Source organism: Longispora albida DSM 44784 (assembly GCF_000379825.1).
Taxonomy (GTDB): Bacteria; Actinomycetota; Actinomycetes; order Mycobacteriales; family Micromonosporaceae; genus Longispora; species Longispora albida.
In genome coordinates this window covers 26,723-52,251 of record NZ_KB903819.1, presented here as the reverse complement: position 1 = coordinate 52,251, position 25,529 = coordinate 26,723, and the positions used below count along the sequence as shown (strand labels likewise).

Annotated in this window: 20 protein-coding genes; 15 read left to right on the top strand and 5 right to left on the bottom strand. The window is 69.9% G+C overall.

Features of this window, described 5'->3' with window-relative positions:
* Positions 1-1,353, bottom strand: coding sequence for a hypothetical protein (locus A3G1_RS34425; RefSeq protein ID WP_018349679.1), 1,353 nt, complete (start codon positions 1,351-1,353; stop codon positions 1-3).
* Between the two features lie 264 nt (positions 1,354-1,617).
* Here A3G1_RS34425 and A3G1_RS40485 point away from each other — a divergent pair, with 264 nt between their 5' ends.
* From A3G1_RS40485 to A3G1_RS34420, 10 genes are all read left to right on the top strand, one after another.
* Complete coding sequence (locus A3G1_RS40485) at positions 1,618-1,788, top strand: hypothetical protein (protein WP_157641071.1); 171 nt, start codon at positions 1,618-1,620, stop codon at positions 1,786-1,788.
* Positions 1,789-2,138: 350 nt separating this feature from the next.
* A complete protein-coding gene (locus tag A3G1_RS0111795) occupies positions 2,139-3,041 on the top strand; it encodes an iron-containing redox enzyme family protein (protein WP_018349677.1) in 903 nt (300 codons plus the stop codon).
* A gap of 22 nt (positions 3,042-3,063) precedes the next feature.
* On the top strand, positions 3,064-3,771 hold the full coding sequence (locus A3G1_RS0111790) for a 2OG-Fe dioxygenase family protein (protein ID WP_018349676.1): 708 nt from the start codon (positions 3,064-3,066) through the stop codon (positions 3,769-3,771).
* Positions 3,772-3,836: 65 nt separating this feature from the next.
* Positions 3,837-4,697 carry a diaminopimelate epimerase gene (gene dapF, locus A3G1_RS0111785; RefSeq protein WP_018349675.1) on the top strand — a complete coding sequence of 287 codons (861 nt, stop codon included), beginning with the start codon at positions 3,837-3,839 and terminating at the stop codon, positions 4,695-4,697.
* Complete coding sequence (locus tag A3G1_RS0111780; protein ID WP_018349674.1) at positions 4,694-5,803, top strand: pyridoxal phosphate-dependent aminotransferase; 1,110 nt, start codon at positions 4,694-4,696, stop codon at positions 5,801-5,803. Before dapF ends, A3G1_RS0111780 begins: the two co-directional genes overlap by 4 nt.
* A gap of 3 nt (positions 5,804-5,806) precedes the next feature.
* Positions 5,807-8,956 (top strand): non-ribosomal peptide synthetase, encoded by a 3,150-nt coding sequence (locus tag A3G1_RS0111775; protein WP_018349673.1) that lies wholly within the window; start codon positions 5,807-5,809, stop codon positions 8,954-8,956.
* Positions 8,949-9,761 (top strand): thioesterase domain-containing protein, encoded by an 813-nt coding sequence (locus tag A3G1_RS0111770; RefSeq protein ID WP_018349672.1) that lies wholly within the window; start codon positions 8,949-8,951, stop codon positions 9,759-9,761. Before A3G1_RS0111775 ends, A3G1_RS0111770 begins: the two co-directional genes overlap by 8 nt.
* Positions 9,758-11,062, top strand: coding sequence for an MFS transporter (locus tag A3G1_RS0111765; protein WP_018349671.1), 1,305 nt, complete (start codon positions 9,758-9,760; stop codon positions 11,060-11,062). Before A3G1_RS0111770 ends, A3G1_RS0111765 begins: the two co-directional genes overlap by 4 nt.
* Positions 11,062-11,766, top strand: coding sequence for an MOSC domain-containing protein (locus A3G1_RS0111760; RefSeq protein WP_018349670.1), 705 nt, complete (start codon positions 11,062-11,064; stop codon positions 11,764-11,766). Before A3G1_RS0111765 ends, A3G1_RS0111760 begins: the two co-directional genes overlap by 1 nt.
* A 139-nt stretch (positions 11,767-11,905) precedes the next feature.
* The gene (locus A3G1_RS34420; protein ID WP_018349669.1) at positions 11,906-13,390 is read left to right on the top strand and encodes a peptide ABC transporter substrate-binding protein; all 1,485 of its coding nucleotides are present in this window, start codon (positions 11,906-11,908) and stop codon (positions 13,388-13,390) included.
* Between the two features lie 163 nt (positions 13,391-13,553).
* On the opposite strand, the gene A3G1_RS38445 is transcribed toward A3G1_RS34420, so the two are convergent.
* A complete protein-coding gene (locus A3G1_RS38445; protein ID WP_157641070.1) occupies positions 13,554-16,175 on the bottom strand; it encodes an ATP-binding protein in 2,622 nt (873 codons plus the stop codon).
* 1,051 nt (positions 16,176-17,226) lie between these two features.
* Here A3G1_RS38445 and A3G1_RS34410 point away from each other — a divergent pair.
* The 3 genes from A3G1_RS34410 to A3G1_RS0111735 all read left to right on the top strand — a co-directional run bounded on the left by A3G1_RS34410 (position 17,227) and on the right by A3G1_RS0111735 (position 21,152).
* Entirely contained in the window at positions 17,227-18,576 is a 1,350-nt protein-coding gene (locus tag A3G1_RS34410; protein WP_018349666.1) for an NAD-binding protein, read from the top strand.
* Positions 18,577-18,815: 239 nt separating this feature from the next.
* A complete protein-coding gene (locus A3G1_RS34405; RefSeq protein WP_083936877.1) occupies positions 18,816-20,102 on the top strand; it encodes a M64 family metallopeptidase in 1,287 nt (428 codons plus the stop codon).
* Between the two features lie 96 nt (positions 20,103-20,198).
* Complete coding sequence (locus A3G1_RS0111735) at positions 20,199-21,152, top strand: LysR family transcriptional regulator (RefSeq protein WP_040478169.1); 954 nt, start codon at positions 20,199-20,201, stop codon at positions 21,150-21,152.
* Between the two features lie 225 nt (positions 21,153-21,377).
* On the opposite strand, the gene A3G1_RS34400 is transcribed toward A3G1_RS0111735, so the two are convergent.
* Positions 21,378-21,956, bottom strand: a complete 579-nt coding sequence (locus A3G1_RS34400) for a TetR/AcrR family transcriptional regulator (RefSeq protein ID WP_018349663.1) — start codon at positions 21,954-21,956, stop codon at positions 21,378-21,380.
* 34 nt (positions 21,957-21,990) lie between these two features.
* On the opposite strand from A3G1_RS34400, the gene A3G1_RS34395 reads away from it, so the two are divergent.
* Positions 21,991-23,046, top strand: coding sequence for an alpha/beta hydrolase (locus A3G1_RS34395; protein ID WP_018349662.1), 1,056 nt, complete (start codon positions 21,991-21,993; stop codon positions 23,044-23,046).
* Here the strand turns inward: A3G1_RS34395 and A3G1_RS0111720 are convergent.
* Together A3G1_RS0111720 and A3G1_RS0111715 are read right to left on the bottom strand one after the other, a co-directional pair.
* Complete coding sequence (locus A3G1_RS0111720; protein WP_018349661.1) at positions 23,021-23,662, bottom strand: NAD(P)-dependent oxidoreductase; 642 nt, start codon at positions 23,660-23,662, stop codon at positions 23,021-23,023. The genes A3G1_RS34395 and A3G1_RS0111720 overlap by 26 nt on opposite strands.
* A complete protein-coding gene (locus A3G1_RS0111715) occupies positions 23,659-24,552 on the bottom strand; it encodes an EamA family transporter (RefSeq protein ID WP_018349660.1) in 894 nt (297 codons plus the stop codon). The genes A3G1_RS0111720 and A3G1_RS0111715 overlap by 4 nt, the downstream gene beginning before the upstream one ends.
* A 70-nt stretch (positions 24,553-24,622) precedes the next feature.
* Between A3G1_RS0111715 and A3G1_RS0111710 the strand changes: the two genes are divergently transcribed.
* Positions 24,623-25,528 carry a LysR family transcriptional regulator gene (locus A3G1_RS0111710; RefSeq protein ID WP_245563485.1) on the top strand — a complete coding sequence of 302 codons (906 nt, stop codon included), beginning with the start codon at positions 24,623-24,625 and terminating at the stop codon, positions 25,526-25,528.
* The last annotated feature ends 1 nt before the right edge of the window (position 25,529 follow it).

The window sequence follows — 25,529 nt, the reverse complement described above, 5'->3', positions numbered from 1 at the left end:
CTACGGGGCGGATACCTCGTGCATGGTGCAGCCGAGCAGTACCGAGGGGTCGGCGAAGATGCCCACGACCGACACTCCGGACGCCACCGGGGCGACCCGGACGGCTGTCCCGCCGTACCCGTCCGGAGCGGACGGCATGGTGAAGGTGCCGTAGTTCACGATGTAGTCCGCCATGCCCCCGCCGGGCGCGGGCATCAGCTCCGGCCGGGGGCGTACCCGGCGCTGGAGCACCCAGGTGCCGTCGGCCCCGGCCTTCACGCGGCTGGCCCAGTCCTCCGGGGTGGTCTCCCAGCCGGGTACGACGCCGTGGCCGCCGTGCAGCAGGGCCGGCTTGAGGACGAGGTCCTCGCGGGCCGCGACCGCGTAGTCCAGCAGCTCCGCCGTCTCGCCGCCGCCGATGCTGACCTCGCCCGGCCGGCAGATCCGGGTCCACGGCAGGATCCGGTCCAGGCTCTCCCGGGTGGCCGGGGGGTGCTCCTGCGCCGCCAGCAGCCCGAGTGCGGCCTTGGAACCGAACACCTGGCAGCCCATCGGCGTGAACATCCGTACCTCGCCCCGCTCCACGGCGGCCAGCAGCGGCTCGATCAGCTCGCGGGCCTCGGGGTGCACGGCGTGCTGGAGCATGAAGATCCGGTACACGACGTCGACGGGGCGGCCCTCGGCCCAGACCCGGCCACCCCGGTACTCCAGCCGGCCGAGGTGCGTGGCCACGGTGTCGACGTCGTACCGCTCGCGGTGCAGGTCGCCGCACAGCCGCAGGGCGGGCTCGTTGGCCGGGTACTCACCCGGCCAGTCGCACAGCGCCACGACCGGCCGGGAACCGGCGGGCAGCCCGCACTCCAGCCGCATCGTCGCCAGGCTCTCGCCGATCATGTCCACGTACCCGAGCCCGCGTTCCGCCGCGAACTCCGCCAGCGCCGGGTGCCGCAGCAGCGCGTCGTTGAGCAGGCTGGCCTCGATGAGCCCGATCGTGCTGCCGACGTTGTACTCCAGCAGTTTGAAGCCCCCGGTGTCCGCGTACAGGTCCGCGCGGGTGAACCGGGTCAGCGGCAGCCCGGCCTGGCTGCGCTCCGCGAACTCCGCCTGCTGTGCTGTCAGGCCAGCCATCCGGGCGAGCCGGGCGATGCTCCCGCCTGCCACAGCCTCCGGCAGCCCGGCCAGCGCGCCGTGCAGGGCGGCGAGATCGGCTGTCAGCTGGCTGACCTCCGCGCGGTTCAGGAACACGGGCCGGGCGAGCATGCGCTCGCGGTAGAAGGCCCTCAGGATCGGCGGGATCCGGTCAGCCGGCAGCAGTGCCGCGGCGTCGAGCCCGCGGGCCGTCAGAGTGTCCAGATAGGACTGCGTGAGATGCACGTCTCATCATAGGCTGGCGGGGTTCTGTAACGGCCGCGAGTCCACTGTGGATCGCAAGCGGGATATCGAGTGCGATCAACGACAGTGCCGACCGGCTGGTATGGGAACCGCCCGGTTTGTCTCCCCTCCCGTTGCTGCCATGCACTTTCCTGACCGGTCAAAGAACTGGATCCCGGATCCCTTGCGGGGCAAGGTATTTGCAGACGACGACGGCGCGGACAAGAAAAGATCCGCCATTGACGTAAAAGGGAAGACAGGCCAAAGATGAGCAAGCGTTTTGCTGCTGTGCTGACCATGCTGGTGCTCGGGGTGACCCTGGCTGGCACGATTGCCGCCACCGCACCCGGCGGCGGCAGCCACGCCCCGCTCGCCGACACGGGCTGGGGCAAGGAAACCGCTCCCTACGGCCCTATTCCGGTGACTGTTACTCCGTGATCCGAGTGTCGGGCAGGTGACTGTCCGCTGAAGACTTACCGCCCCTCCAACCGGCAGCTTTCCGATGATCCGGTAACAGAAGGGGACTCCGCCGCCGCCTGACGCGACACGGCCCAGCCGCGCCAGCCAGGTCCGGACGTTTTGCTGATCCGGCCTGTGGTCGCCGTATTGATCACGCCATTCATTCGACGAGCACCGGGGGTACAACTGTGTCTGTTTCTGTTCACCACCTGCCCAGTGACCTTGCTTCATTGGTCAACGAAATATCGGGCTGGCTGAGTCTTCCCGCCGACGAGGTCGATCGTTTGCACGGCCACGGCAGAGCCGGAATCGCATCGGCGGTCAGCGCCATGAACGAAAAGGCGCTGGCCGGCGACGAGGAGGCTTTCTACCAGCAGCAGCTTCTCCTTTCCCGCATTTACGCGATGGCGATGCGCATCCCGGAGGCCCCGACCGCCGAGGGTTCGATCGTCATCCATGAGGTGACCCGCCTGCTGGAGTCGGCGACCATCGCCGCCGAGGACCGGTGGATCGAGGCCGGCACCCTGGAGGGCGCGCCGGTGGAAGGCAAGGCGTTCCTGTCCTGGATCAAGTCGATGGCCCGCGACCACCGGGTGTTCAAGCACCCGTACTACGTGGACTTCATCAGCGCCCACGCCGGCGCCGAGGACCTGCGGACGTACGTCATCCAGGAGTCCCTGGTCGACGGCCGGTTCGACGACCTGCTCGCGATGATGCAGGTCGGCACGGACGGGGCGGCGAAGATGGAGATCGCCCAGAACTTCTGGGACGAGATGGGCAACGGCAAGCCCGAAGAGGTGCACACCTACCTCTTCAACAAGATCTACGAGGTCTTCGAGATCTCCGAGGACGAGATGGAAGCCGCGATGACCGCCAGCGACCTGCTGGCCGGGAACCTCGCGCTGCTGGTCTGCCGCTACCGGCACCTGTACCCGGAGGCGGTCGGCTTCCTCGGGATGACCGAGTGGCTGGTGCCCGACCGGTTCACCAACGTGATCCGTGCCTGGGAGCGGCTCGGCCTGCCCGACGTCGGCATCACGTACCACCGGCTCCACGTCCAGATCGACTCGCTGCACGCCGCCGGATGGTTCCACAACGTCGTGGTGCCGGCGGCGACCAACGACCACATGCGCCGGGGTATCGCCCGGGGCACCCTGTGGCGGCTGAACTCCTCGGCCCGCCACCTCGACGAGCGCCTGGCCAACACGCCACTGGCCGCCGCGGCCAGCTGACTACCAGGGAAAGGAGATCGCCATGCCGCTGAACGAACAGCACTTCGCCATCATCGATCTGCCGGAGATCGCGCCAGAGGTCCTGGCCAGCTACGACAACTGCGCGCTGGACCCGTACATGGGCAACCTGACCCGGTACAAGCGGTTCTCCCAGTACCGGCTGCACCACGACGCCGACACCGGCTGGGGCTTCGAGCTGCTGGAGCACCGCGACTACACCACCTTCACGCACTTCAACAAGGTGGCCGGGGGCATCAAGCGCAAGTACGACCCGCTGGAGGCGGACTTCAGGCCGATCATCCGGGCCGGTATCGCGGGCTTCGGGCTGGACGAGTCCGAGGACTGGCAGATCAACGTCCACCAGAACCGGACCAAGGCCACCCCGGAGAAGCCCGGCCAGCTCACGCCGGAGGGCGTGCACCACGACGGGCACGAGCTCGTGATGATCGCGATCCTGGCCCGCAACAGCGTGACCGGCGGCGAGACCCGGCTGTGGGAGAGCAAGGACGCGACGGAGCCGTTCTGGAACGGCACGCTCCTGCCCGGCCAGGCCGTCCTGCTCGACGACCGGGCCATCGCCCACGACGTCACGGACGTGCTGCCGCTGGACGGCCAGCCCGGTAACCGCGACATCCTCATCGTCGCCTTCTCCCGGTGGAAGGAGAAGTGGTACGGCGACGACCACGACGCCGCGGCACTGGCGACAGCTGGCGAACAGTCCGCGATGTAGCTGACCAGCAGTGGCCGGCCCGGTCCCGGGGCCGGCCACTGCCACGAGTGGGGAGGTGAGAGGACATGGCAGAGTTCGCCAAGTACCAGGCCCTGGGCAACGACTATCTCCTGATCGACCCGGCCAGCGCCGCCGTCCCGCGCACGGCTGAGGCCGCGCGGGCGCTGTGTGACCGGCGGTTCGGCGTCGGCGCCGACGGCGTGATGTTCGGCCCGCTGGGCGGCGTCACGGCCGGCGAGCCGGTCGCGGTGCAGATCTTCAACGCCGACGGCACCGAGTGCGAGCGCAGCGCCAACGGGCTGCGGCTGTTCGCGTTGTACCTCGCGGAGCACTACGAGCCCCGCGACCACTACGTCCTGCGCACGGTCGCCGGGGAGTCCGCGGTGGACATCCTCGACCGCGAGCGTGGCCTGATCCGGATCGGCATGGGCGTGCCGTCCTACGACCCGGCCGTCATCGGCGTGCTCGGCGTGACCCAGGCCCTGGCCTTCCCGCTGAAGGCCGGCCGCAGCGAGTACACGGTGACCGCGCTGCACAACGGCAACCCGCACGCGGTGGTCCTGCTCGACGAGGCATCCGAGGCGCTCGCCCGCGAGGCTGGCCCGCTGATCGCCGGGCACGAGCGGTTCCCGTCCCGGGTCAACGTGTCCTTCGCCCGGGTCGCCGACCGGCACACGATCGACCTGTTCGTCTACGAGCGCGGGGCCGGCTACACCCCGGCCTCCGGCGCGTGCGCGTGCGCCACGGCCGCCGCCGCCCGCTCGCTCGGTTTCATCGAGGACACGGTGACCGTCCGGATGCCTGGCGGCGAGCTGGAGATCAGCATCGCGGCCGACGGCGCGGTCAGCATGACCGGCGTCACGGCGCTGGTGTGCACCGGCCAGCTCGCCCCAGCCCTGCGCTCGGCACTCGGAGGTGGATCGTGAAGGAAATCGGTTACCCGATGCGGCAGTGGTTCTTCGAGGACTCGGCCGGCCGGTTCGACATCGACCTGGGCGACAGCTACGCCCGGTGCGGCACGCTGGCCGAGCTGTCCGTCCCCGCCGACATGGAACTCGGCTACGGCTACGACCGGGGCGGCCCCGGGCTGCGCGCGCAGATCGGCGAGCTGTACGGCGGCCCGGCCGGCAACGTGGTCGTCGCGCACGGCGCGCAGGAGGCCCTGTACCTGCTCTACAACGTCCTCCTCCGCCCCGGCGACCGTGTCATGACGTTCCGGCCCGGCTGGCAGCAGTCGTGGCTGGTGCCCGACCTGCTCGGCTGCGCGGTGGACGTGCTCGACCTCGACGGCGACTTCTCGATCGACGTGGACGCCGTCCGGGCCGCCGCCGGGATCGGCCACCGGCTGATCGTGCTCAACACGCCGTGCAACCCGACCGGCCGCCGCATCCCGGAGCAGACGCTCGCGGAGCTGCTGGAGCTCGTGACCCGCCTCGACGCGTACCTGGTGCTCGACGAGGAGTACGAGACGGACCTGTCGGGCTCGCTGGCCGCCCGCTCGGACCGGGCGATCTCGGTCTCCGGGCTGTCCAAGGTGTACGGCTACGCTGGCCTGCGCCTCGGCTGGATGTACGGCCCGCCAGAGCTGATGGCGGCCTGCGCCGAGCGCAAGCACCTCACGACGATCGCGAACTCGGTGCTCTCGGAGGAACTCGCCTCGGACATCCTGGCCCGGCGCTCGGGGTACGTGCGGCGGTACCAGGACCTGATCTCCGGCGGGCGCGGCCTGCTCGGCGACTGGGTGGACGGGCACGGCGCCCGGCTGGGCCTCGTCGAGCCGGAGGGCACGCCGTTCGCCTGGGTGCACCTGCTCACCGGCGAGACCTCACTCGACTTCTGCCGCAGGGTGCTGGAGACCGGCGTCCTGCTGGTACCGGGGGAGACCCTCGGCGGCTCCGGCGGCTTCCGGCTCAGCTTCGCCCGCCCGCCGGCCGTCCTCGCGGAGGGGCTGGCCCGGATCGACACGGTACTGCACGGGGGCACGGGTGCCCGGATCCCGCGCCAGGCCGCCAAGACGACGACAGGGGTATAGGCGATGACCATGACGAACGAGCGGGTGCCGCTGTCCTTCGGCCAGGAACAGCTCTGGTTCCTCGACCAGCTCGCGCCCGGCGAGACCACGTACAACATCCTGCTCGCGTGGCGGCTGCGCGGCGAGGTGCGCACCGACCTGATCCGGCGGGCGCTGACCGTCGTCGTCGGGCGGCACGAGTCGCTGCGCGTGACGATCCACGCGGCGGACGGCACGCCGTACCAGGTGATCGCCCCGGCACCGTCCAGTGTGGACCTGCCGCAGGTCGACCTGAGCGCGCTCGGGCCGGACGAGCAGGAGAAAGCCGTGCAGGCGGCGATCTCCGAGCAGACCTACCAGCCCTTCGACCTGGAACAGGGCCCGCTGTACAGATTCACCCTGTTCAAACTGTCCGAAGAGGACTATGTTCTCTGCCAGGGTTACCACCACATCGCCACAGATGGCTGGTCGTCCGCCGTGATGAACAACGAGCTGTCCGCCGCCTACCGTGCACTGCTCGGCGGCGAGGACCCCGAGCCGGCCGGGCAGGCGATGGGCTACACCGAGTTCGTGCGCTGGCAGCGCGACCGGCTCCAGGGCGAGGCGCTGGAGGAGGAGCTGGCCTTCTGGCAGGAGAAGCTGGCCGGCCTGCCCGTGCTGGAGATCCCCGCCGACCGGCCGCGCCCGCAGACCGCCGCCAACCAGAACGGCGCGACCGCCATCCGGATCTACCCTGAGGCCCTGCTTGCCAAGGCCCGCACCCTCGCTGAGGAGCACGGAGCCTCGCTGTTCATGGTGCTGTCCGCGGCGTTCAGCGTCGTGCTGGCGCGGTACTCCGGGCAGGACGACTTCCCGCTCGGCGTGCCGATGCTGGGCCGGGTCGAGCCGGAGCTGGAGGACGTGGTCGGCCTGTTCACCAACATGGTCGTGATGCGCTGCGACCTGTCGGGCGACCCGGAGTTCACCGAGCTGCTCGACCGGACGGCCGACGCGAGCCTGGAGCTGTACGAGCACCAGGAGGTCCCCTTCCACCAGGTCGTCGACCGGGTGCAGACCACACGCGACCCGAGCCGCAACCCGCTGTTCCAGATCGCGGTGCAGGTGCTCGGCGGCGGCACGTCGGGGGACAACATCTTCCTGCCGGGCGTCGACCCGGAGTACCTGCTGCTGCCGTCGGTGCGGTCCCGCTTCGACATGTCGCTGAACTTCATCGAGACCCGGGACACGCTCAAGGCCAGCGTGGAGTACTCCTCCGACCTGTACGACGCGTGGCGGGTGGAGGCCATGCTCGGCCACATCGAGACGGTGCTGGAGGCGGTGACCGCCAACTCCGCGCTGAAGGTCTCGGAGATCCCGCTGCTGACGGCGGGGGAGCGGGCGGAGCTGCTCGCGGCCGGTACGGGCGAGGTCGTCCCGTTCTCGCAGGACCCGCTGCACGTCCGGCTCGCTGGTCAGGCCGCCGAGACGCCGGACGCGGTGGCGATCGTGTGCAAGGGCGCCGAGCTGACGTACGCGGAGTTCGACCGGCGGGCCGGCCAGCTCGCCAGGTACCTGCGCGCGAGGGGCCTGAAGAACGGCGAGGTCGTGGCGGTCGTCATCGACCGTGACCTCGACGCGTACGTGACCATGCTCGGCATCCTCAAGGCCGGCGGCGCCTACGCGATGCTCGACCCGAAGCACCCGGCCAGCCGCCTCGACCTGATGATCCGGGACACCGGGGCCTCGCTGCTGGTCACCCGGACCGGGTTCGTGGACGTGCTGCCCGAGTCGAGCGGCTGGTCTGCGGTGCTGCTCGACACCGAGCAGGAAGCGATCGAGGCCGAGGGCGGCGAGCTGGCGGAGTGGGCGACGAACGAGTCGCTGGCGTACATCCTGTACACCTCGGGCTCCACGGGTACGCCCAAGGGGGTCATGATCGAACATCGGGCCGTGGCCTTCTTCGCCGAGGCCTATGTCCGCAGTTTCGGCCTGACCTCGGCCGACCGCATGCTCCAGCTGCCCGCGCTGACCTTCGACATGTCGCAGGGTGAGATGTGGACGGCGTGGGCGGCGGGCGCGACGGTGATCGCCGTCGCCCCGGAGGAGGCCCTGTCGCCGGAGTCGCTGGCCACGCTGATCCGTGAGCAGCGCTGCACCTACGCCGGCCTGCCGCCGGCCATCCAGTCGGTGATCGACGCCGACTCCTACCCGGACCTCAGGTACGTGATGGGCGGGGCGGAGGTGCTGCCGCCCGAGCTGGTCAACAAGTGGAACCTGGACGGCCGCAAGTACCTCAACCTGTACGGCCCGACCGAGGCGGCCATCGCCTGCACCGAGTACCTCGTGGACCACAAGGTCTGGGAGACCTCGCCGCCGATCGGCCGCCCGCACGTCAACCGGGTCGTCTACGTGGTCGACCAGCACCGCAACCTCGTCCCGAAGGGCGTGCCCGGCGAGCTGCTGATCGGCGGCGAGCCCGGCGGCCTGGCCCGCGGCTACCTCAACCTGCCCGAGGCCACGGCGGAGAAGTTCGTCGCCGACCCGTTCGCCGACGGCCGGCTGGTCTACCGCAGCGGCGACCTGGTCCGGTGGAACGCCGACGCGCAGATCGAGTTCGTCGGCCGGGTCGACAACCAGGTCAAGCTGCGCGGCCTGCGGATCGAGCTGGGCGAGATCGAGGCGGCGCTGGCTGCCCACGAGGACGTGGACCGGGCGGTCGTGCTGCTCCGCCCCGACCGCAACGGCGAGAACAGGCTGGTCGGCTACGCGACCGGCGAGAACCTCGGCGTGGACGGCCTCAGGGCCCACCTGGCCGGGCTGCTGCCCGACTACATGGTGCCGACCGCGTGGGTGCTCCTCGACGAGTTCCCGCTGAGCGGCGGCTGGAAGATCAACCGCAAGGCGCTGCCGGATCCCGTCGAGGACGGCGGCGGAGCGGAGTTCGTCGAGCCCCGCACCGAGACCGAGGCGACGGTCGCCGGGATCTTCGGCGAGGTGCTGTCGCTGGAGCGGGTGTCCGCCGAGGACAACTTCTTCGGCGTGGGCGGCAACTCGCTCCAGGCGATGCGGGTGGTCAGCCGGATCAACAAGACCTTCAAGATCAAGATCAATATCCGTCTTTTGTACGGGAACGCGACGGTCGCCGCGATCTCCGTTGCCATCGATGAGCGCGTCAAGGAGAAGGCGAATGGCTGACCTCGAACGGCTCGTACCCCTCCGCGAGGAAGGCACCCGCCCCCCGCTCTTCTGCCTGCACGCCGTCTCCGGCTCCGCGTACTCCTACACGGGCCTCGTCCAGCTCCTCGGCGACGACCAGCCGGTGTACGCCTTCGAGGCCCCCGGCTTCGACAACGAGCGTGCCCCGGCGGACTCGGTGCCGGGCCTGGCGGCCGAGTACGCGGCGATCCTCCGCGAGTTCCGGCCGGAGGGCGGCTACGACCTGCTCGGCTGGAGCTTCGGCGGCGTGCTGGCGGTGGAGATCGCCCAGCAGCTCGCCGAGGCCGGCGTCGGCGTCCGCCGTCTGATCATGGTGGACTCCGGCGTGCCGTGGGTGGCGGAACTGCCCGCCGAGAAGGAGATCATCCGCCGGTTCATGGCGGACCTGATGGGCATCGCCGGCACCTCGGCGGCCGAGGTCGAGGCGGTCATCGCGCGCGACGGGCTGTCCACAGCGGACGAGGTCTTCGCCGCCATCGAAGAAGCGGAGATCCTCCCGGAGGAGCTCGACGCGGAACTGCTCGGCGAACGGTACACAGTGTTCCGTGCGCATCTTGCAGCGCTGTTCGGTTTCGAGTTCACTAAGGAATACTCCGGACCGGTTACGCACATCATGGCCGGGGATGAGTCGTTACGGCAGTACATGCGCTGGGAGAAGGTGACGCCGGAACTGACCGAGCGCACCGTTCCCGGCACCGACCACCACTCGATCTGGTCCGGCGGGCTGACCCAGCTCAGCGAGATCGTCCGGGCGACCTTGGCAGAGAAGGGGACCACACTGTGACCACTGGGCAGGAGTCAGTCAAGGCGGAGGAGGAGGCGCCGCCGGAGAGCCTGTGGCGCAACGGCGACTTCCTCAAGTTCTGGTTCGGCGAGACCCTGTCGCTGTATGGCACCCAGGTCACCAGCCTCGCCCTGCCGCTGACCGCGATCCTCGCCTTCAACGCGACGGAGGAGCAGGTCGGACTGCTCCGGTTCCTCCAGCTCGCGCCCTACCTGGGCCTGGCCCTGATCTTCGGCGTGTGGATCGACCGGGTCCGCCGCAAGCCGGGCATGATCGCGGCCAACGCCGCCCGGCTCGTCCTCATCGCCCTCGTGCCGATCCTGTACTGGGCCGACATGCTCGCGATGGCCCCGCTGCTGGTGATCGCCTGCGCGATCGGGATCGCCTCCGTCTGGTACGACCTGAGCTGGATGTCCTATGTGACCACCGTGGTGAAGGAGCCGCGGCAGTACGTGGAGGCCAGCTCGAAGATGGGCATCTCCTCCTCGTCCGCCGACGTGGTCGGCCCCGGCCTGGCCGGCGGCCTGGTCAGCCTGCTCACCGCGCCGGTAGCCCTGGTCGTCGACGCCTTCAGCTACCTCGCCTCGCTGGTCAGCCTCCTGCTGATCCGCAAGCCCGAGGCCGCGCCGAAGCCCTCCACTGTGGAGCGGCACCTCGGCCGGGAGCTGAAGGAGGGTGTGGGCTTCGTCTTCAAGCACCCGATCCTGCGCCCCCTGGCGATCGTCGCGCCGTTCTGCAACTTCTCCCTGGTCACCGTGTGGACGATGTTCCTGCTGTACGCGGCCAAGGACCTCAAGCTGAACGCGACCATCATCGGCGTGATCTTCTCGGCTGCCTCGATCGGCGGCCTGGTCGGCGCGACGATCTCCCGTAAGGTGATCGACCGCTTCCCGATCGGCCCGGTGTACCTGGTCTCGATGTCGATGATCTTCCTCAGCCCGCTGCTGATCGTGTTCGCCCAGGGCGGCACGCTCGTCCGGTCGGCCTTCTTCGTCCTGTCCTTCTTCATCAGCTACCTGGGTCTCGGCGTGGCCGGCGTCGTCATGGTCAGCCTCCGCCAGACCTGCACCCCGCCCTCGCTGATGGGCCGGATGAGCGCGGCGTTCCGCACGATGCTGTTCGGCGGCGGCTCGCTCGGCGGCCTGTTCGCCGGGCTCCTGGCCGGCGGGATCGGCGCGAAGCCCGCGCTGGTCTGGGCCGCGGCCGGCTCAGCTGCGGTCGTGATCGGCCTGCTCGTCTCGCCGGTCAGCCGCCTCCGGGAACTCCCGCCGGCCGCCAAGGAAGCGGAGGCCGCGTCCTGATGACCGGCATGTACATCAAGGAACTGTGGCGCTACCCCGTCAAGTCGATGCGCGGCGAGCAGCTCGAGGAGGCCGTGCTGACCACGAACGGCGTGGCCGGCGACCGGCTGATCCACGTCCGGGGCAGCTACGGCCCGCTCACCGCCCGGACCAGGTACGGCATGCTCGGCCTCGCCGCGACCACCGGCCCGGACGGCAAGGCCCTGATCAACGGCAGGCCCTGGGACGACCCGGTCACCACCAAGGAGATCCGGGCGGTGGCCGGCCCCGACGCCGAGGCCGTCGAGTACGACGGGCACGAGCGCTTCGACGTGCTGCCGCTCCTGGTGGCCACCGACGGCGCGCTCACGGCCTTCGGCTACGACTACCGGCGGCTGCGGCCGAACATCGTGATCGGCGGCGTACCCGGCCTGGCCGAACGCGACTGGCCGGGCCTGGCCCTGCGGGCCGGCGGCGCGCTGATCGGGATGCTCAAGCTGCGCGCCCGGTGCGTCGTGACCACACTGGACCCGGACACCACCGACCAGGACCTCGACGTGCTGCGCATGCTGAACCGGCAGTACGAGGGCCGCTTCGCCCTCGACAGCTGGGTCGCGGAAGAGGGCACGATCCGGGTCGGCGACCCGGTCGAGCTGGTCGCCGGCTGCCCGACGGGCCCGCGCCCCGGCGGCTGGATCGTCGGCGCGCCCTACACCGTTCCGTAGGCAGTGCCGGCCCGCTGAGAGCGCCGATGCGCGCGTTGTCCCGCCTTCGCCTCGGCGCTCTCAGCGGGCCACCCCGCCTGAGATCGAGACCAGAAGATCAAACCACCCGCAGGGCGCTGTATTGTGGAGGAACTTCAGCATGTCTGAGCTGCGGATCTATAACTTCGAGCCGACCGGCATCATGCCTGCCGAGTGCGGTGACCAGAACGGCATCATCGTCATCCGGCAGCTCTTCGCCGGCCTGGTGTCCTTCGATCCGGACAGCGGGGCGCCGGTCAACCTGATCGCCGAGTCGATCACCTCGGCCGACAACACGGTCTGGCAGATCGTGCTCAAACCCGGCTTCGCGTTCAGCAACGGCGAGCCGGTGACGGCCAGGTCCTTCGTGGACGCCTGGAACTTCGCGGCGTACGGCCCGCGCGAGTTCGCCAACGCTGGCTTCTTCGAGCGGATCGCTGGCTTCGCTGACCTCCAGGGCTCAGAGCCGGCCGCGACGGAGATGTCCGGCCTGCGGGTGACCGGCGAGCTGGGCTTCGAGGTCACGCTGACCGGCCCGTTCCCCGGCTTCCGCGCGCTCGTCGGCTACTCGGCGTTCTTCCCGATGGCCTCGGTGTGCCTGGCCGACTTCGACCTCTACCGCGAGGCGCCCATCGGCAACGGCCCGTACCAGATCGTCAGCTGGGAGCACAAGTGCGAGATCGCCCTCGTCCGGCACGACGGCTGGGGCGGCGAGCCGGCGAAGGCCGACCGGCTGGTCTTCACGCTGTACCCGTCCCTGGAAGCCGGGTACGCCGCGCTGGTCGACGGCGAGCACGACCTGATGGACAACATCCCAGCCGAGAGCTACGTCGCCGCCCGCCGCGACTTCGCCGGCCGGATCTTCGAGCAGGCGAGCAACAGCTACAGCTACCTCGGCGTCCCGCTCTACGACGAGCGGTTCCGGGACAAGCGGGTCCGGCAGGCCCTGTCGCTGGCGATCAACCGGGAAGAGATCATCGAGCGGGTCTACGAGGGCCAGTACCTGCCGGCCCGCGGCGTGATCAGCCCCAACTTCCTCGGGTACCGCCCGGACCTCACCGGCTACTGCACGTTCGACCCGGAGCGGGCGCGGGAGCTGCTGGCCGAGGCGGGCGGCTGGCCGGGCGGGAAGCTCGTCCTGCACGCCAACGTGGGCGGCGGCCACGAGCCGTGGCTGGAACTGGTCGGCCAGCAGATCACCGAGCACCTCGGGATCGAGACCGAGCTGGACGTCAGCCGGGCCTTCGCCGACTACTTCGAGCAGGCCAAGCAGGCGGAGTACCAGGGCTTGTTCCGCCGGGCCTGGGCACCGGACTACGCCTGGGCCGACAGCTACCTCCGGCCGATCTTCGCCCGGGGCGGCTCGGCCAACCAGCAGTTCTACGACAACCCGGACTTCGACGCGCTGCTCGCGGCCGCCGACGCGGCCCCGGCGGAGGCCGAGACCGTCCGGCACTACCAGGCGGCCGAGGACCTGGTCCTGGAGGAGATGCCGATCATCCCGCTCTGGTTCCAGAAAACCTCCATCGTGTACTCGGAACGGATCACCACCTACGCCCGCAACATCATCAACGGCTCCGACTACTCGGTGATCGAGGTCGGGTAACCCTGACCGGTACCGGGCTCCGGGGCCTTACTCCCGGAGCCCGGCCGAACAGCCCGTTGGTGCTGGGCCTTCGGCCAGTTGCCAGTTCCGGGCTCGGCGACCAGGTCTGTTCGCCCGTACCTGGGAGCCCCGCCGGGCACTGCGGACTGGTGCGTGGCGCACCTCATCGGGCCCCGGCAAGGTGCGCCAGGCGTGCCGCGTCGCCGATGCGGCAGCCGGTGTCGTGGCAGAACGTGAGGACTTTCAGGGCTTGGGTCGCGGCTTGGGCCGGTTGGCCTTCGGAGGCCAGGAGAAGAGCGAGTTCGGCTCTGGCCTGGTGTTCGGCGACGGGGTCCCGGCCACCGGTCGTGACGGTGAGTACCTGGTCGATCTTCGCCCGAGCCTGGGGAATCCAGCCGAGGTGGCGGTAGGCCGCAGCGAGGGTGAGTCGCAGCGGTGCCATCTCCGGGTTTTCCGCCGTTGTGCCCGAGTGGGCGATGCCTTCTTCACATACCCGCCGCGCGTCGTCGACGTTGCCGTTGAGCAGGTCGATTCGTGCCTGGACGTGCAGGACGGCGGGATGGCCGATCGGATCGCCTATCCGGTCCGAGAGGGCTCGTGCCTGGGCGAGGTCGCGGCGTGCCTCGCCGTGACGGCCCAGTTCGCAGTACGCCAGTGCCCGGATGGTCAGCGCAACACGGCGGAGCTGGTGGTTGGGGATGTCTGCTGCGAGGTCGAGTGCTCTCGCCGCGATGGTCAGCGCACCTTCGTGGTCGCCGATAGTGGACAGTGCCCAGGCATACACTCCGTGTGCCTGCCCGGCCAGAGGGTTGCCGGTGTCGCCGAGGATGCTGATGCTGCGTCGCAGGTGGTGGTGCAGATCGCGCGTTCGCCCCACGCGGGTGTAGAAGACACCCAGGGCGATGTGTGCCCTGGCCAGGCTGATCGGGTCGCGGTGGGTTTCGCTCATGGCGAGACCTTCGTGGAGGTGGCGTTCGGCCTCGGCTGCCTTGCCCTGCCTCATGAGGACGATACAGAGGAACGAGGCGAGGCTGGCCCGGACGCGGGGGTGCCCCCACTGTGCGGCTGGTGGCATGGCCAGCCGGTAGTGCTTCTCGGCTTCGTCTGGCCTGCCGCTGAAGTTGTGGAACATGCCGCGGTGAAAATACGCGATCGCCAGCGCCCTCGGGCTCGCGTCCTGGATGGCGGCCGAGAGCCCGAGACGTGTGACTCTGTCCCAGTGGGTGTAGTGGCCGCCTGTGTGCAGGTAGCTGACGAGGTGGTCAGTGAGCAGCCAGCCGGCGGAGTAGTGGTGTCGTTCGTAGGCGCGTTGTGCCGCGTCGATGAGGTTGACAAGTTCGGCCTCGAACCAGGCGAGCGCCGTCTCACGGTCAGGGGCGTCGGCGGTGTCCGGTGGGTCGGTGAGGCCGAGGGTGTCGGGGAAGGCATGGTGGTTGGCGAGGGAGGTCCGGCGCAGATACCAGTCATACAGTCTGGCGAGTGCCTCCTCGGCTTCCACGGAACCGCACAGTTCTGCGGCGTAGTGGCGCAGAAGATCGTGCATCGAGTACCGGTCCGGTCCGCTCCGCTCCAGAAGATGCGCGGCGCACAGCAGGGCAAGGGTCCGGCGGGTCTCGGCGGCGTCGACCTCGGCGAGCGAGCCGGCGGCCTCAGCGGTGAAGTCTGATCCGGGGACCAGGCCTGTCAGCCGGAACATCCGCGCGGCTTCTGCGGGTAGTGCCTGGTAGGACAGGGCGAAGGCGGCGCGTACGGAACTGGACGGATCGCCGTCGATCTCCAGGACGTTGAGCGCGTCAGCGCCACGGAGAAGTTCCGCGTAGCCCTCGGCCGTCATATGGGGCCGGTCGAGGAGGCTGGCGGCGGCGATGCGCAGGGCCAGCGGCAGCCGGCCGCACGCCTCGGCCAGGGGCTCCATATCGGCCGGGTTCGCGCGGGCTCCGATGATCTGGTTCAGGAGGGCGGCGGCCCGGCCGGGCGGAAGCGGGCCTAGAGACAGACGCCGTGCGCCGTCGCGGGCGATCAGGCCGGTGAGGGTGTTCCGGCTCGTGACGAGAGCCAGGCTGCCGGGTGAGCCGGGTAGCAACGGCCGGACCTGATCGGCGGAACACGCGTTGTCGAGCACGACCAGAACCCGCCGGTCAGCGAGCACGGTGCGGTAGAGCATGACAGAGGCCTCAAGGTCGCCGGGGACGCGGTCGGCGGGTACGCCGAGTGCGCGGAAGAACGCGGCCAGCGCCGCCTCGGGACACACAGCGGGGACGGAGGAGTAGCCGTGCAGGTTGATGTAGAGCTGACCATCGGGGAACGCAGGCCGGACACGGTGGGACCACTCGACGGCCAGCGCGGTCTTGCCGGCCCCCGCGGCTCCGGTGATCATCAGAAGTCCGGCCCCAGAACCCAGCCGCTCCAGGGCGTCAAGGGCGTCGTCTCGGCCGACGAAGTCAGCGGTACGAGGGGGAAGCTGCCGCGGGACGGGTACCGGATGCGCGCTGCCCTCTGCCTCCGGAGTGGCCGGTGGTTGGGCCAGTGACGCTACGGCGGCCTTCTCCCAAGCGGTCGCCCACCGCCGGCAGTCCTCGGCGGAGGCACCCAGTGCCAGCACGACCGCGTCGAGTACGTCCGCAGGCATGAGAGTCTCGCCGGACAGGTAGCCCGACAGGGTGCTGCGGGGTACACCGGTCGCCGCAGCCAGGTCCCGCAACGAGACCCGGGTCTTACCCGTGCCGCGCGCCGCCCGCACCCTCCAGCGAGCGAGTTCATCCAGCAGTGCACGCACAGTGTCCACAGTGTGCCTCCCCGTCGCCCGCGAGTATCCCTCGCCAAGATCGGTAACCGGTGGCCGGGGGTGGCTGAGGATGTCCGGGGATGTCCGGCATCGCCGGAGCCCGCGTCAGGGTTCAGAGTTCTTGTGTGAATGCGTGTCTGCCCACCACGGGGAGAAGGGATCGGCGGCACGGGCCGCCGCGCCGGAGCCGATCGGCGCGGGTGCCGGCCCGGCCGCTCCTGGCCCGGTTCTATGTGTGCGGGTGGGCTCCGGGCGTGAAGGCGCATCAGCATGCGGCGGGAGCCCGCAAAAGGGGCTGAGTGCCGCCGATTCTCAGGCATGGCAGGGCATCGGGCGGTCCAAAGGCGGGTTGACCAACGAAGGTCCATACCCTCGCCGACGGGAGGGGCCGGTCGCTGACCAGTCTCATCACGCCGGGCCAGGCGCGTCTGATACCCGGCAGTTGGCGGCCCTGCTCGATCAGGTCCGGGTCGCCAAGCTCGACGGTGGCCGGCCGCGTCAGCGACCCGTGCCGGTGACCGCCGACAAGGCCTACTCGTCACGAGCCAACCGGACAACGCTTCGCCGGTTAGGCATCATCGCCGTCGTTGCTGAACCCAGCGACCAGATCGCCAACCGGAAACGTAGGGGCCGCCACGGTGGCCGCCCCTACGCGTTTGACTCCACGGCTTGCAGACCTGGACCCGGTAGACCGGCCCCCCGTCGGCGTCACTGTCTGCGGACGGTGAGTGCGGAGTCGTGTAGATCTTCGTGCCGCTCGAGCCGTACATCGCGACCCGGTCGTACGTGCCCGGCAGATCGTTGATCCAAGCTCCGCTGTACCAGCCTGACGAGATGCGGTAGCTGCCGCAGCCCCATGCCTCCCACTCGCCGTAGCGGCCGGCGATGACACAGAACTTGAAAGCGCATGGATCGCTGCGCCGCGCGGGTCGGCGGCGCCGGAAACTCCAGAGTTATGTGAGGTTGTGATCTTCCGGCGGAACGCCGGCGAACGCAGCCTGGCTCCGTGAGCTGATGCTTACGCCCGCAACGGTTTCTGAGGAGCTAGCACATGCGTACCGAGGGGTATCACGGCAAGGCTGGGCGCTACGTGGTCATCGGCACAACGGTGGTGGCGAAACGCGTGTGCGACAGCCTGACCGGTCTCGGCCATGATGTCGTTCACCTTTCGGACCCGGCTGAGGACGAACTCCGGGCCGCTACGAGCAATCCGATATCCGCGGTGGCCGTCCTGGTCCACGACGACGTCGCCTGTCTTCGCTATGCGCTGACGGTCGCCCATATGCTTCCTCGCACCCGCCTTGTCGTATCACTGTTCGACCGCACCGTTGCCGACCAGCTTCGGCGCGTGATGCCGGAATGTGTCATCGCCTCGCCTGCTGACGTCGCCGCGCCCAGCCTGGCCGCGGCATGCCTGGATTCCGGTCTCCTCGCACTCTGGTCCACCGCAAGCGGCTCGCGGGCCATACGGCAGGCTGAGGACGGTCATGCCGTCACACCTCATTCCTTGTCGCCACGCATGCGGTGGCGTTCCCGTCTGGGCCGCATCCGGGGGCAGCTCCGGCCGCACGACAACGGGTCTCGCATGCTTCTCGTGGGACTGACAGGCATCACATCACTTCTGTCAGCGGACTGGCTGTGGCTTTACTGCGGACACCACCGGGACGCAGCCGGGGCCTTCTACGAGGCTGCCCGGGTTGTCGCGACCGTCGGCCCGGCCGAAGACCCGGGCGCTTCTGCGGCGTACCGGATGTTTGCCGCTTTCTCCATGCTGGCGACCATCATCTTTACTGGCGTCTTCACCGCGGGGGTTGTGCACCGTGCGATGAACGGCCGGCCTTTCGGTCTCGTCGGCTATCGGACACCACCCGTCGACGGCCATGTGGTGGTGGTCGGTCTTGGGCAGGTGGGGCTGCGTCTGTGTATCGCGCTGAAGCGGCTTGGTGTCAATGTCGTCGCCGTGGAGCGCGATCCGGCTGCGGACAATCTTCGCATCGCCAAGCTGAGCCGCATTCCTGTGCTGGTAGCGCATGGCAGCGATCGCCAGGTGCTCCGGCGCCTGCGGCTGCGTCGTGCTACCGCGATCGCGGCCGTGGGCTCCGACGAACTCGGCAACATCGCTGTCGCTGTGGCGGCGCTAGCGGTTGCACCAGGGGTGCGGGTGGTGCTGAGGGCTGGTGAGAGCGAGGCCATTGCTGAAACCCGCTCGCTGTTCCAGATAGCCGAGATCCGTGACGTGACCGCGATATCGGCTACCTACGTGCTCCTTGCGCTGCAGGGATCCGAGCCAGAGCATCTGTGCAGTGATGGCGTGCACGTGTACGCCCGCCTGGACGGCGGCGTTTTCGCTGACTGCACACCCCATGGCGCGCCTGCTTGCGGCCACACGTCACAGAGATAGCCGGCCCGTCCTGGCTGAAGTCGGACGCGAGGGGCTGGCCTCTCTGCCTCCCCATTTGCGCCAGTTACTGCCGGAATGGCGCGCATGTGAAACCGCCATTACCCGGCAGTGATGTACCCCCGTGATTACCGCGCAGCCGCAGGCAGGCGGCACTGTGTTCCGCAAACCTGAACCCCTGGCTGTGCCCGATCCACATGCCAGGCGGCTCAGGTACCCCTCGAACTGGCAAGGGAGTCTTCATGCGACAAGGCCCCATCATCACGCGCCTGACTGTGGCCATCGCGGCCATGGTCACCGCCGTCCTGGCAACCTCCTCGGCTCATGCCGTGCCACGAGGTGAGGAACGAGTCTGGCGCGAGGTGTTTCTCCCCAACGGCACTATCACCGAGATGTACCTGCCGGCCGAACGCCCGGCAGCCGTGCGGTCACGCGATCTCGCCGCCGCCGCGACGGCTAACGTGTCGGCGCTGCAGGACACCGGATCTGTGGACTCCCGGTTCGACCTGGTCTTCGTCGGTGACGGCTACACCGCATCCGAACTGGGCACCTACCGGCAGCATGCGCAGGCGAAGTGGAACGAGATCGCCGCGACCGCCCCCTGGAGCAAGTACCGCAGCTACGTGAACGTGTGGCTGGTGGAAGTCATCTCGGCACAGTCTGGAGTGGACAATGATCCCACTCAAGGGGCGGCCCGCAGCACCGCGCTGGACATGTACTTCTGGTGCGGCGGGACCGAGCACCTGCTGTGTCTCAACGAGGCCAAGGCACAGCAGTACGCGGCACAGGCGCCGGCCGTCGACGCCATCGTCGCGATCGGTAACTCCGGCAAGTACGGCGGCGCAGGGTATCCGAGTCTTTCCACCGCGTCCGGGGCCAACGCCTCGTCCGGGCAGATCGCGATACACGAGCTAGGCCACTCGGTCGGCGGCCTGGCCGACGAGTACTTCAAGACCGGCACCACATACGGTGGTGCTGAGCCCGCCGAACCCAACGTGACCAGGAGCCCGAGCGGCTCGAAGTGGGGTGCATACCTGGGCAGGCCCACACCGGACGGCGGGGTGATCGGCGCGTTCCAGGGCGGGTACTACCACGAGCACGGTATCTACCGGCCATCGCAGGACTCGCTGATGCGCAGCCTCGGTAAACCGTTCAACAGCATCGGCCTCGACGTGATGGACCGCGCCATCGGCTCGAAGATCAGCGGCGGCACCCAGGCCTGTGCCGGCTACGCCTCGGCACGCACCGGATCACTGGCCGCCGGCGGATCTGCCTACCAGCCGGACGGCACCTACTACTACGCCACAGCGGCGGGCCAGCACCGCGCCTGCCTGGACGGTCCACCGGGCACGAACCTCAACGTGTACCTGCAAAAGTGGAGCGGGTCGGCCTGGCAGACCGTGGCCAGCGGCACCACCACAGGGCCGGACGAGACGCTGAGCTACCAAGGGACCTCCGGTTACTACATCTTCCTGATCCAGGCCGTGTCCGGATCGGGTGCGTATACCCTGGCCTATACCACCCCATAACGGGTTCCTCTGTCCGGGCGGGCACAGGCAGACCAGCCAGGTGCCCGCCCTGGCTTGCCGCTTCACGGCATGCGGATGGTGCCCTACCCTTTGGCGATGGAGCTCGAGCTGAGGCATCTGCATTCCGTGTGCGCGATCGCCGACGCGGGAAGTGTCACGAAGGCGGCGGCCGTCCTCGGCGTCACCCAGCCCGCGCTGACCGCACAGCTCCAGCGAGTCGAACGTGAACTCGGCGGGCAGATCTTCGCCCGTGACCGGCATGGCGTGACACCCACACCGCTGGGACAGTTCCTCCTCACCCGGGCACGAGGCATCCTCCTGGCAGTACAGGAGCTGCGCTACGGAGCCGCACGGCACCTGCCAGGCGAACGGCCTGCCGTGTGCCTGGGTGGCATCGTGGGAGCCGTCTCGGTTGGACTGGCTGACCGCCTGAGCGATCTGCTCCCGGAGTCAGACGTCCGGCTTCACACCGAATACTCGCCACAGGTGCTCTGGGAACTCATGCTCACCGGCCGGCTCGACGCCGCCGCGCTGGTCGACTATCCAGGTTTCACGCTGCACGTCCCCGCGGAGATCGTCGTACAGGAGATCGCCACCGAGCCGCTTTTCGTGGCGATGTCCGATCAGCACCGCCTCGCGGGTGAGGACGAGGTAAGCCTCGCTGACCTGGCCACCGAGTCATGGGCGATCACGCCAGCCGACGGCGCCGGGTGGCCAGACTACTTCTACACCGCCTGCCAGCAGGCAGGGTTCTTCCCGCACGTGAAGTACTCCGTGTCAGACGCGGTTCCCGTCCGCGAGATAGTGGCCACCCGCAGGGCCGTATCGCCTTGCCAGGCAGTTTTTCCCAGCGGCGACGGCGTTGTCGTCAAACCTCTCCAAGGGGACCCGCTCAGCATGCGGCACCTGCTTGCCTGCCGGCGCGACAGTCACCTAGCCGCGATATTCGGCCCCATAGCGCGCCTCGCGGAGGAGGCCTACTGGGCCTACGCCAGCCGTCGCCCCGACTACCAGGCATGGCTGCGATCGCACGGCCTCGTGACGGCCTGACCTGACTGGACAGGCTGAGATCCCCGGCGACCTGAGGTAGCGGGTCACCCACGATGTCGCCCGATGCCTGGACATGGCCGAGCAGCCGGAGCGGGACCGGCCACGGTACCGCCCCCGGTTGGGGCTTGGGAGTGAACGGGCCATCGTCCGGGATGCAGACATCCAGGAAGGGCCCGGTTCCCGACGCTGGCAGCATGTCACGGGCCCCAGCCTGGGGCCGGCGGTTTAACGCGGCAGGTAGCCGTTCGCGAGCAGGTTCACGACCTGGCGGGCCGTGTGCTCCGCCGTGTCGCCTGGCTGGGCGTGGTAGGCCCGGAGGTGCACGTACGTCAGCAGGACGGCATTGCTGAGCGTGCCGATGAAGGTGTACGGATCCTCGGGCATCGGCAGGCTGCCGTCGGCGGCGGCCAGCTCCAGGATGCGCAGCCACGGCCCGAAGTAGTCGAGCTGGATCCCGGCCGCGTCCAGGTCCGGGCCGTGGAACGCGGTCTCGGTGTGCGCGAGCAGCGGCAGGTTCCGCTCGGCGACCGCGCACAGCGCCAGCAGCGCGGCGGTGAGCCGCTGGTCGCCGGGGCCAGGGCCGGTCAGCGGGACCCACATCAGCTCGCGGTAGTCGGCGGCGAGCTGCTCCCGGAGGATCCGCTCGACGGCTGACCTGGTCAGGCCCGCTCGCCACACCGTGGCCCGGGAGACGCCTGCCCGCTCGGCGATGGACTCCAGATTCAGTGCGGACCAGCCCCGCTCGTGCAGGAGAGCGATGGCGGTGTCGAGCAGCGCGCTCCTGGATGAGACAGCTTGTTTCATGCTACGAACATAGCCGTCTCACGAGGAGGTCACCATGCTGATCGATACCGACTTCGCCTGGGCCGGTGCCGCCGAGGCCGTCCTGCTCCGGCTGACCGCGGAAACCGACGAGGCGTACGAGGCCGGCGACCTCGGTCCCTACTGGATGGAGCGCGGCCCGGACGGCTGGGCGCTCCGGCTCGCGCTCCCGGCCGGCCTGCGCACGTCGTACCAGATCTGCCCGGTGACCGACGGCCCCGCCGAGGCCAGCCCGGCCCCGGAACGCTGGACGGCCATCTGCGCGGCGGGCGTGCCGGACCCGTCAGCCCCGCTCGTCCTGGCAGCCGGGAACATCTTCGGTAACGCCGGCCCGGCCTCGATCCTCGAACTCCCGGACGCCCCGCCCCAGCCGTGGCGGGACCGCCGCCCCGGCGTCCCGGCCGGGACTCTCGACCGGCACGAACTCGCGGGCGAGGTCGTCCACCGCTACTTGCCGGCCGGGTACCGCGCTGGCGGGACGTACCCGGCCCTGATCGTCTTCGACGGCGCGTTCTGGCTAGGCGTGGACCTCGCGGCCACTGTGGACAACCTGGTCGCCGAGGGCCGGATACCGCCGCTGGCCGTCTTCCTGGTGGAGTCCGGCCGGGGCCCGTCCCGCTGGGCCCGGCTCACCAAGCCCGAGGTGCTCGACCCGTTCGTGCTCGACCGGCTCCTGCCGCACGTGGCGGAGGTGGCCGGCTCCGGCCCGGTGTACCTGGCTGGCCAGAGCCTCGGCGGGATCGGCGTCACCCATCTCGCCAGCCAGTACCCCGGCCGCTTCGCCGGTGTCATCGTCCAGTCCGCAGCCCTGTGGTGGCCGGGTTCGGACGGCGGCCTGACCGGCCGGGACATCCTGGACCGGTACCGCGACGCGGCCCCGGCCACCCCGTTCTTCCTCGAAGCGGGCAACCGCGAGGGCGAACTCCTCGGCACCGTCCGCGAGCTGCACGCCACCCTGCTCGCGCACGGCGCGACTGTCCACTATGGCGAGTACGAGGGCGGGCACGACATGGCCTGCTGGCGGGGTGGCCTCGCCGACGGGCTGGTCATGCTGGCTGGTGCGCCACGGTGATGTGCGGGTCCCGGCCCGGGTTCTCCAGCTCGTCGAGCACGGCGACGGCCAGGTCCTCGGCGCTGATCCAGGGCCGGCCTGCCGGGTCGGCGAGCATGGTGTGCGTGCCGCGCTGGTACCTGCCGGTGCGCTCGCCCGGTTCGAGGAGGGCTGGCGGGCTCAGGTAGACCCACTCGCCGTGCGGGTGTTCCTCGCAGGCCCGGAGCTGGGCGACCCCGGCGGCGGCGACCGCCCGCAGCGAGGCCGGCACGTACCCGGGGTTGTCGGCGACCAGCAGCCCCGGCTCGCCCGGGCTCCGCAGGGCTCCCGCGCCGCCGACCACGAGCACGCGCATGCCGGACCGCGCGGCGATGTCCAGCACCGCCCGCGTGGTACCCACCAGGAATCTCTCATCGGCCGGGAACGTGCGAACGGTCAGCACCACCGCGTCGGCAGCACCTGTCAGGACCTCCCGCAGCGCGGAGTGATCGGCGGCGTCGACCGGGACCGGCGTCACGCCCGGCGCTGCGATCTCGGGCTTCCGTGCCAGCGCGAGCACCTCGTGCCCGCGCGTGCCGGCCTCGGCGGTGACCCGGCTGCCGACCATTCCGGTGGCACCCAGTACAGCGATCTTCATGATTCCCTGCTCCTTGTTGAGATTGGCGGGTTGAGCTGGGCGGCGAGCATGGCCGCCAGAGCGAGGACGAAGCCGGACGACTGCCCGAGGCTCAGCGACTCGCCCAGCGCGGTACCGGCGGCGGTGGCCACGAGCGGCGACAGCAGCACCAGCGGCGCCGAAGCTCCGACCGGCAGCTTCCCGATGCCCCGGAACCACAGCGTGTAGGCGATCAGCCCGCCCATGCTGCCGAGCCACAGGTATCCGGCCACCGCCTCGGCGTCGATCCGGGGCGGCACTCCCTCGGCCAGGAGCGCGAGCGGCAGCAGGACCAGCCCGCCGGCCGTGAGCTGCCAGCCGGCCAGGGTCATCGGGCCGGCTCCCGGCGGGCGGCCCCAGCGCTTGGTGAGCACCACCCCGGCGGCCATGCTCGCCGTGCCGCCGAGCGCGGCCAGCACCCCGGCCAGGTCCAGCCGCGCGTTGGGTCCGAGGACGACCATGCCGACGCCGGCCATGCCCAGCACCGCCCACACCCACCGCCACGCCGTCGGGCGATCCCGGAGCACCACTGTGGCCAGGCCGGCGACCAGCAGTGGCTGGGCGGCGGTGAGCGTGGCCGCGACGCCGCCGGGCAGGCGCTCGGCCGCCAGGAACAGCAGCGGGAAGAGCGCGCCGATGTTGAGCACTCCGAGGACGGCCGACTTCCACCACCACTCGCCGCGCGGGAGAGCGCGGGTGATGGCCAGCGCGACGAGCCCGGCGGGCAGGGCGCGCATGAGGCCGGCGAAGAGCGGGTGCCCGGGCGGCAGTAACTCGGTGGTGACGGCGTAGGTGGTGCCCCACGCCGCCGGGGCGAGTGCGGTCAGCGCGACGGTGACCGCCCGCTGGCCGTTCCCGGTGGAGATCTGCATGGCGTGAAGTCTCGGCCGGGCCAGCCATGTTTCCAACGCATGGTTGCGATCGCAGCTATGAACCACAACGATGGCTGAAATGGACCTCCAGCAGATGCGGTACGTCGTCGCGCTCGCCGAGACCCGCAACTTCACCCGCGCCGCCGAACGCTGCTTCGTCGTCCAGTCGTCCCTCAGCCACCGGATCGCGAGCCTCGAACGGGAGCTCGGGGTGCAGCTGTTCGCGCGTTCCAGCCGCAGGGTCGAGCTGACCAGCGCCGGGGAGGCGTTCCTGGCCGGGGCGCGCGAGTGCCTGGCCGCCGCCGACCGGGCGGTCGCCGACGCGGCTGCGGCCACGGGCGTGGTGCGGGGCAGGCTCGCCGTCGGGGTCATCGTCACGACGGCCGCCGTCGACGTGCCGGAACTTCTTCAGCGGTACCGGGCCCAGCATCCCGGCGTCCACGTCCTGCTCAAAGCTGGCGGCAGCGACGAGCTCGCCGCAGCCGTCCGCTCCGGTGAGCTCGACATCGCCTTCCTCGGCCTGCCGGAGACCGAACGGCCGACCGGTGTGGAGACCCTCGCCCTCGACCACGACCGGCACGTCCTCGTCGTACAGGCCGGCCACCCGCTGGCCACCGCCGGCCAGGTCACCCTGCACGACATCGCGGGGGAGACCTTCGTGGACTTCGTGGAAGGTACTCCGGCCCGCGCCCAGTCCGACCAGGCCTTCGCGGCGGCCGGGCTGGTCCGCGACGTCTCGTACGAGGCCGGCGTCGCCGAGATGATCACCCGGCTGGTCCTGGCCGGCCTGGGCGTCGCGCTGCTGCCCTCCGCGTTCGTCCGCCCGCTCGCGGCCGCCGATGCCCGGCTGGCCCTGGTGCCTGTGGCCGGCGGCCCGCGCCGCGTCGAGTATCTGGTGTGGAGCCGGTTCAACCCGAGCCCCGCGACCCGCGCGATGCTGGACGTGCTCGGCGTTCGGAGATCCCATAGCAATTGAG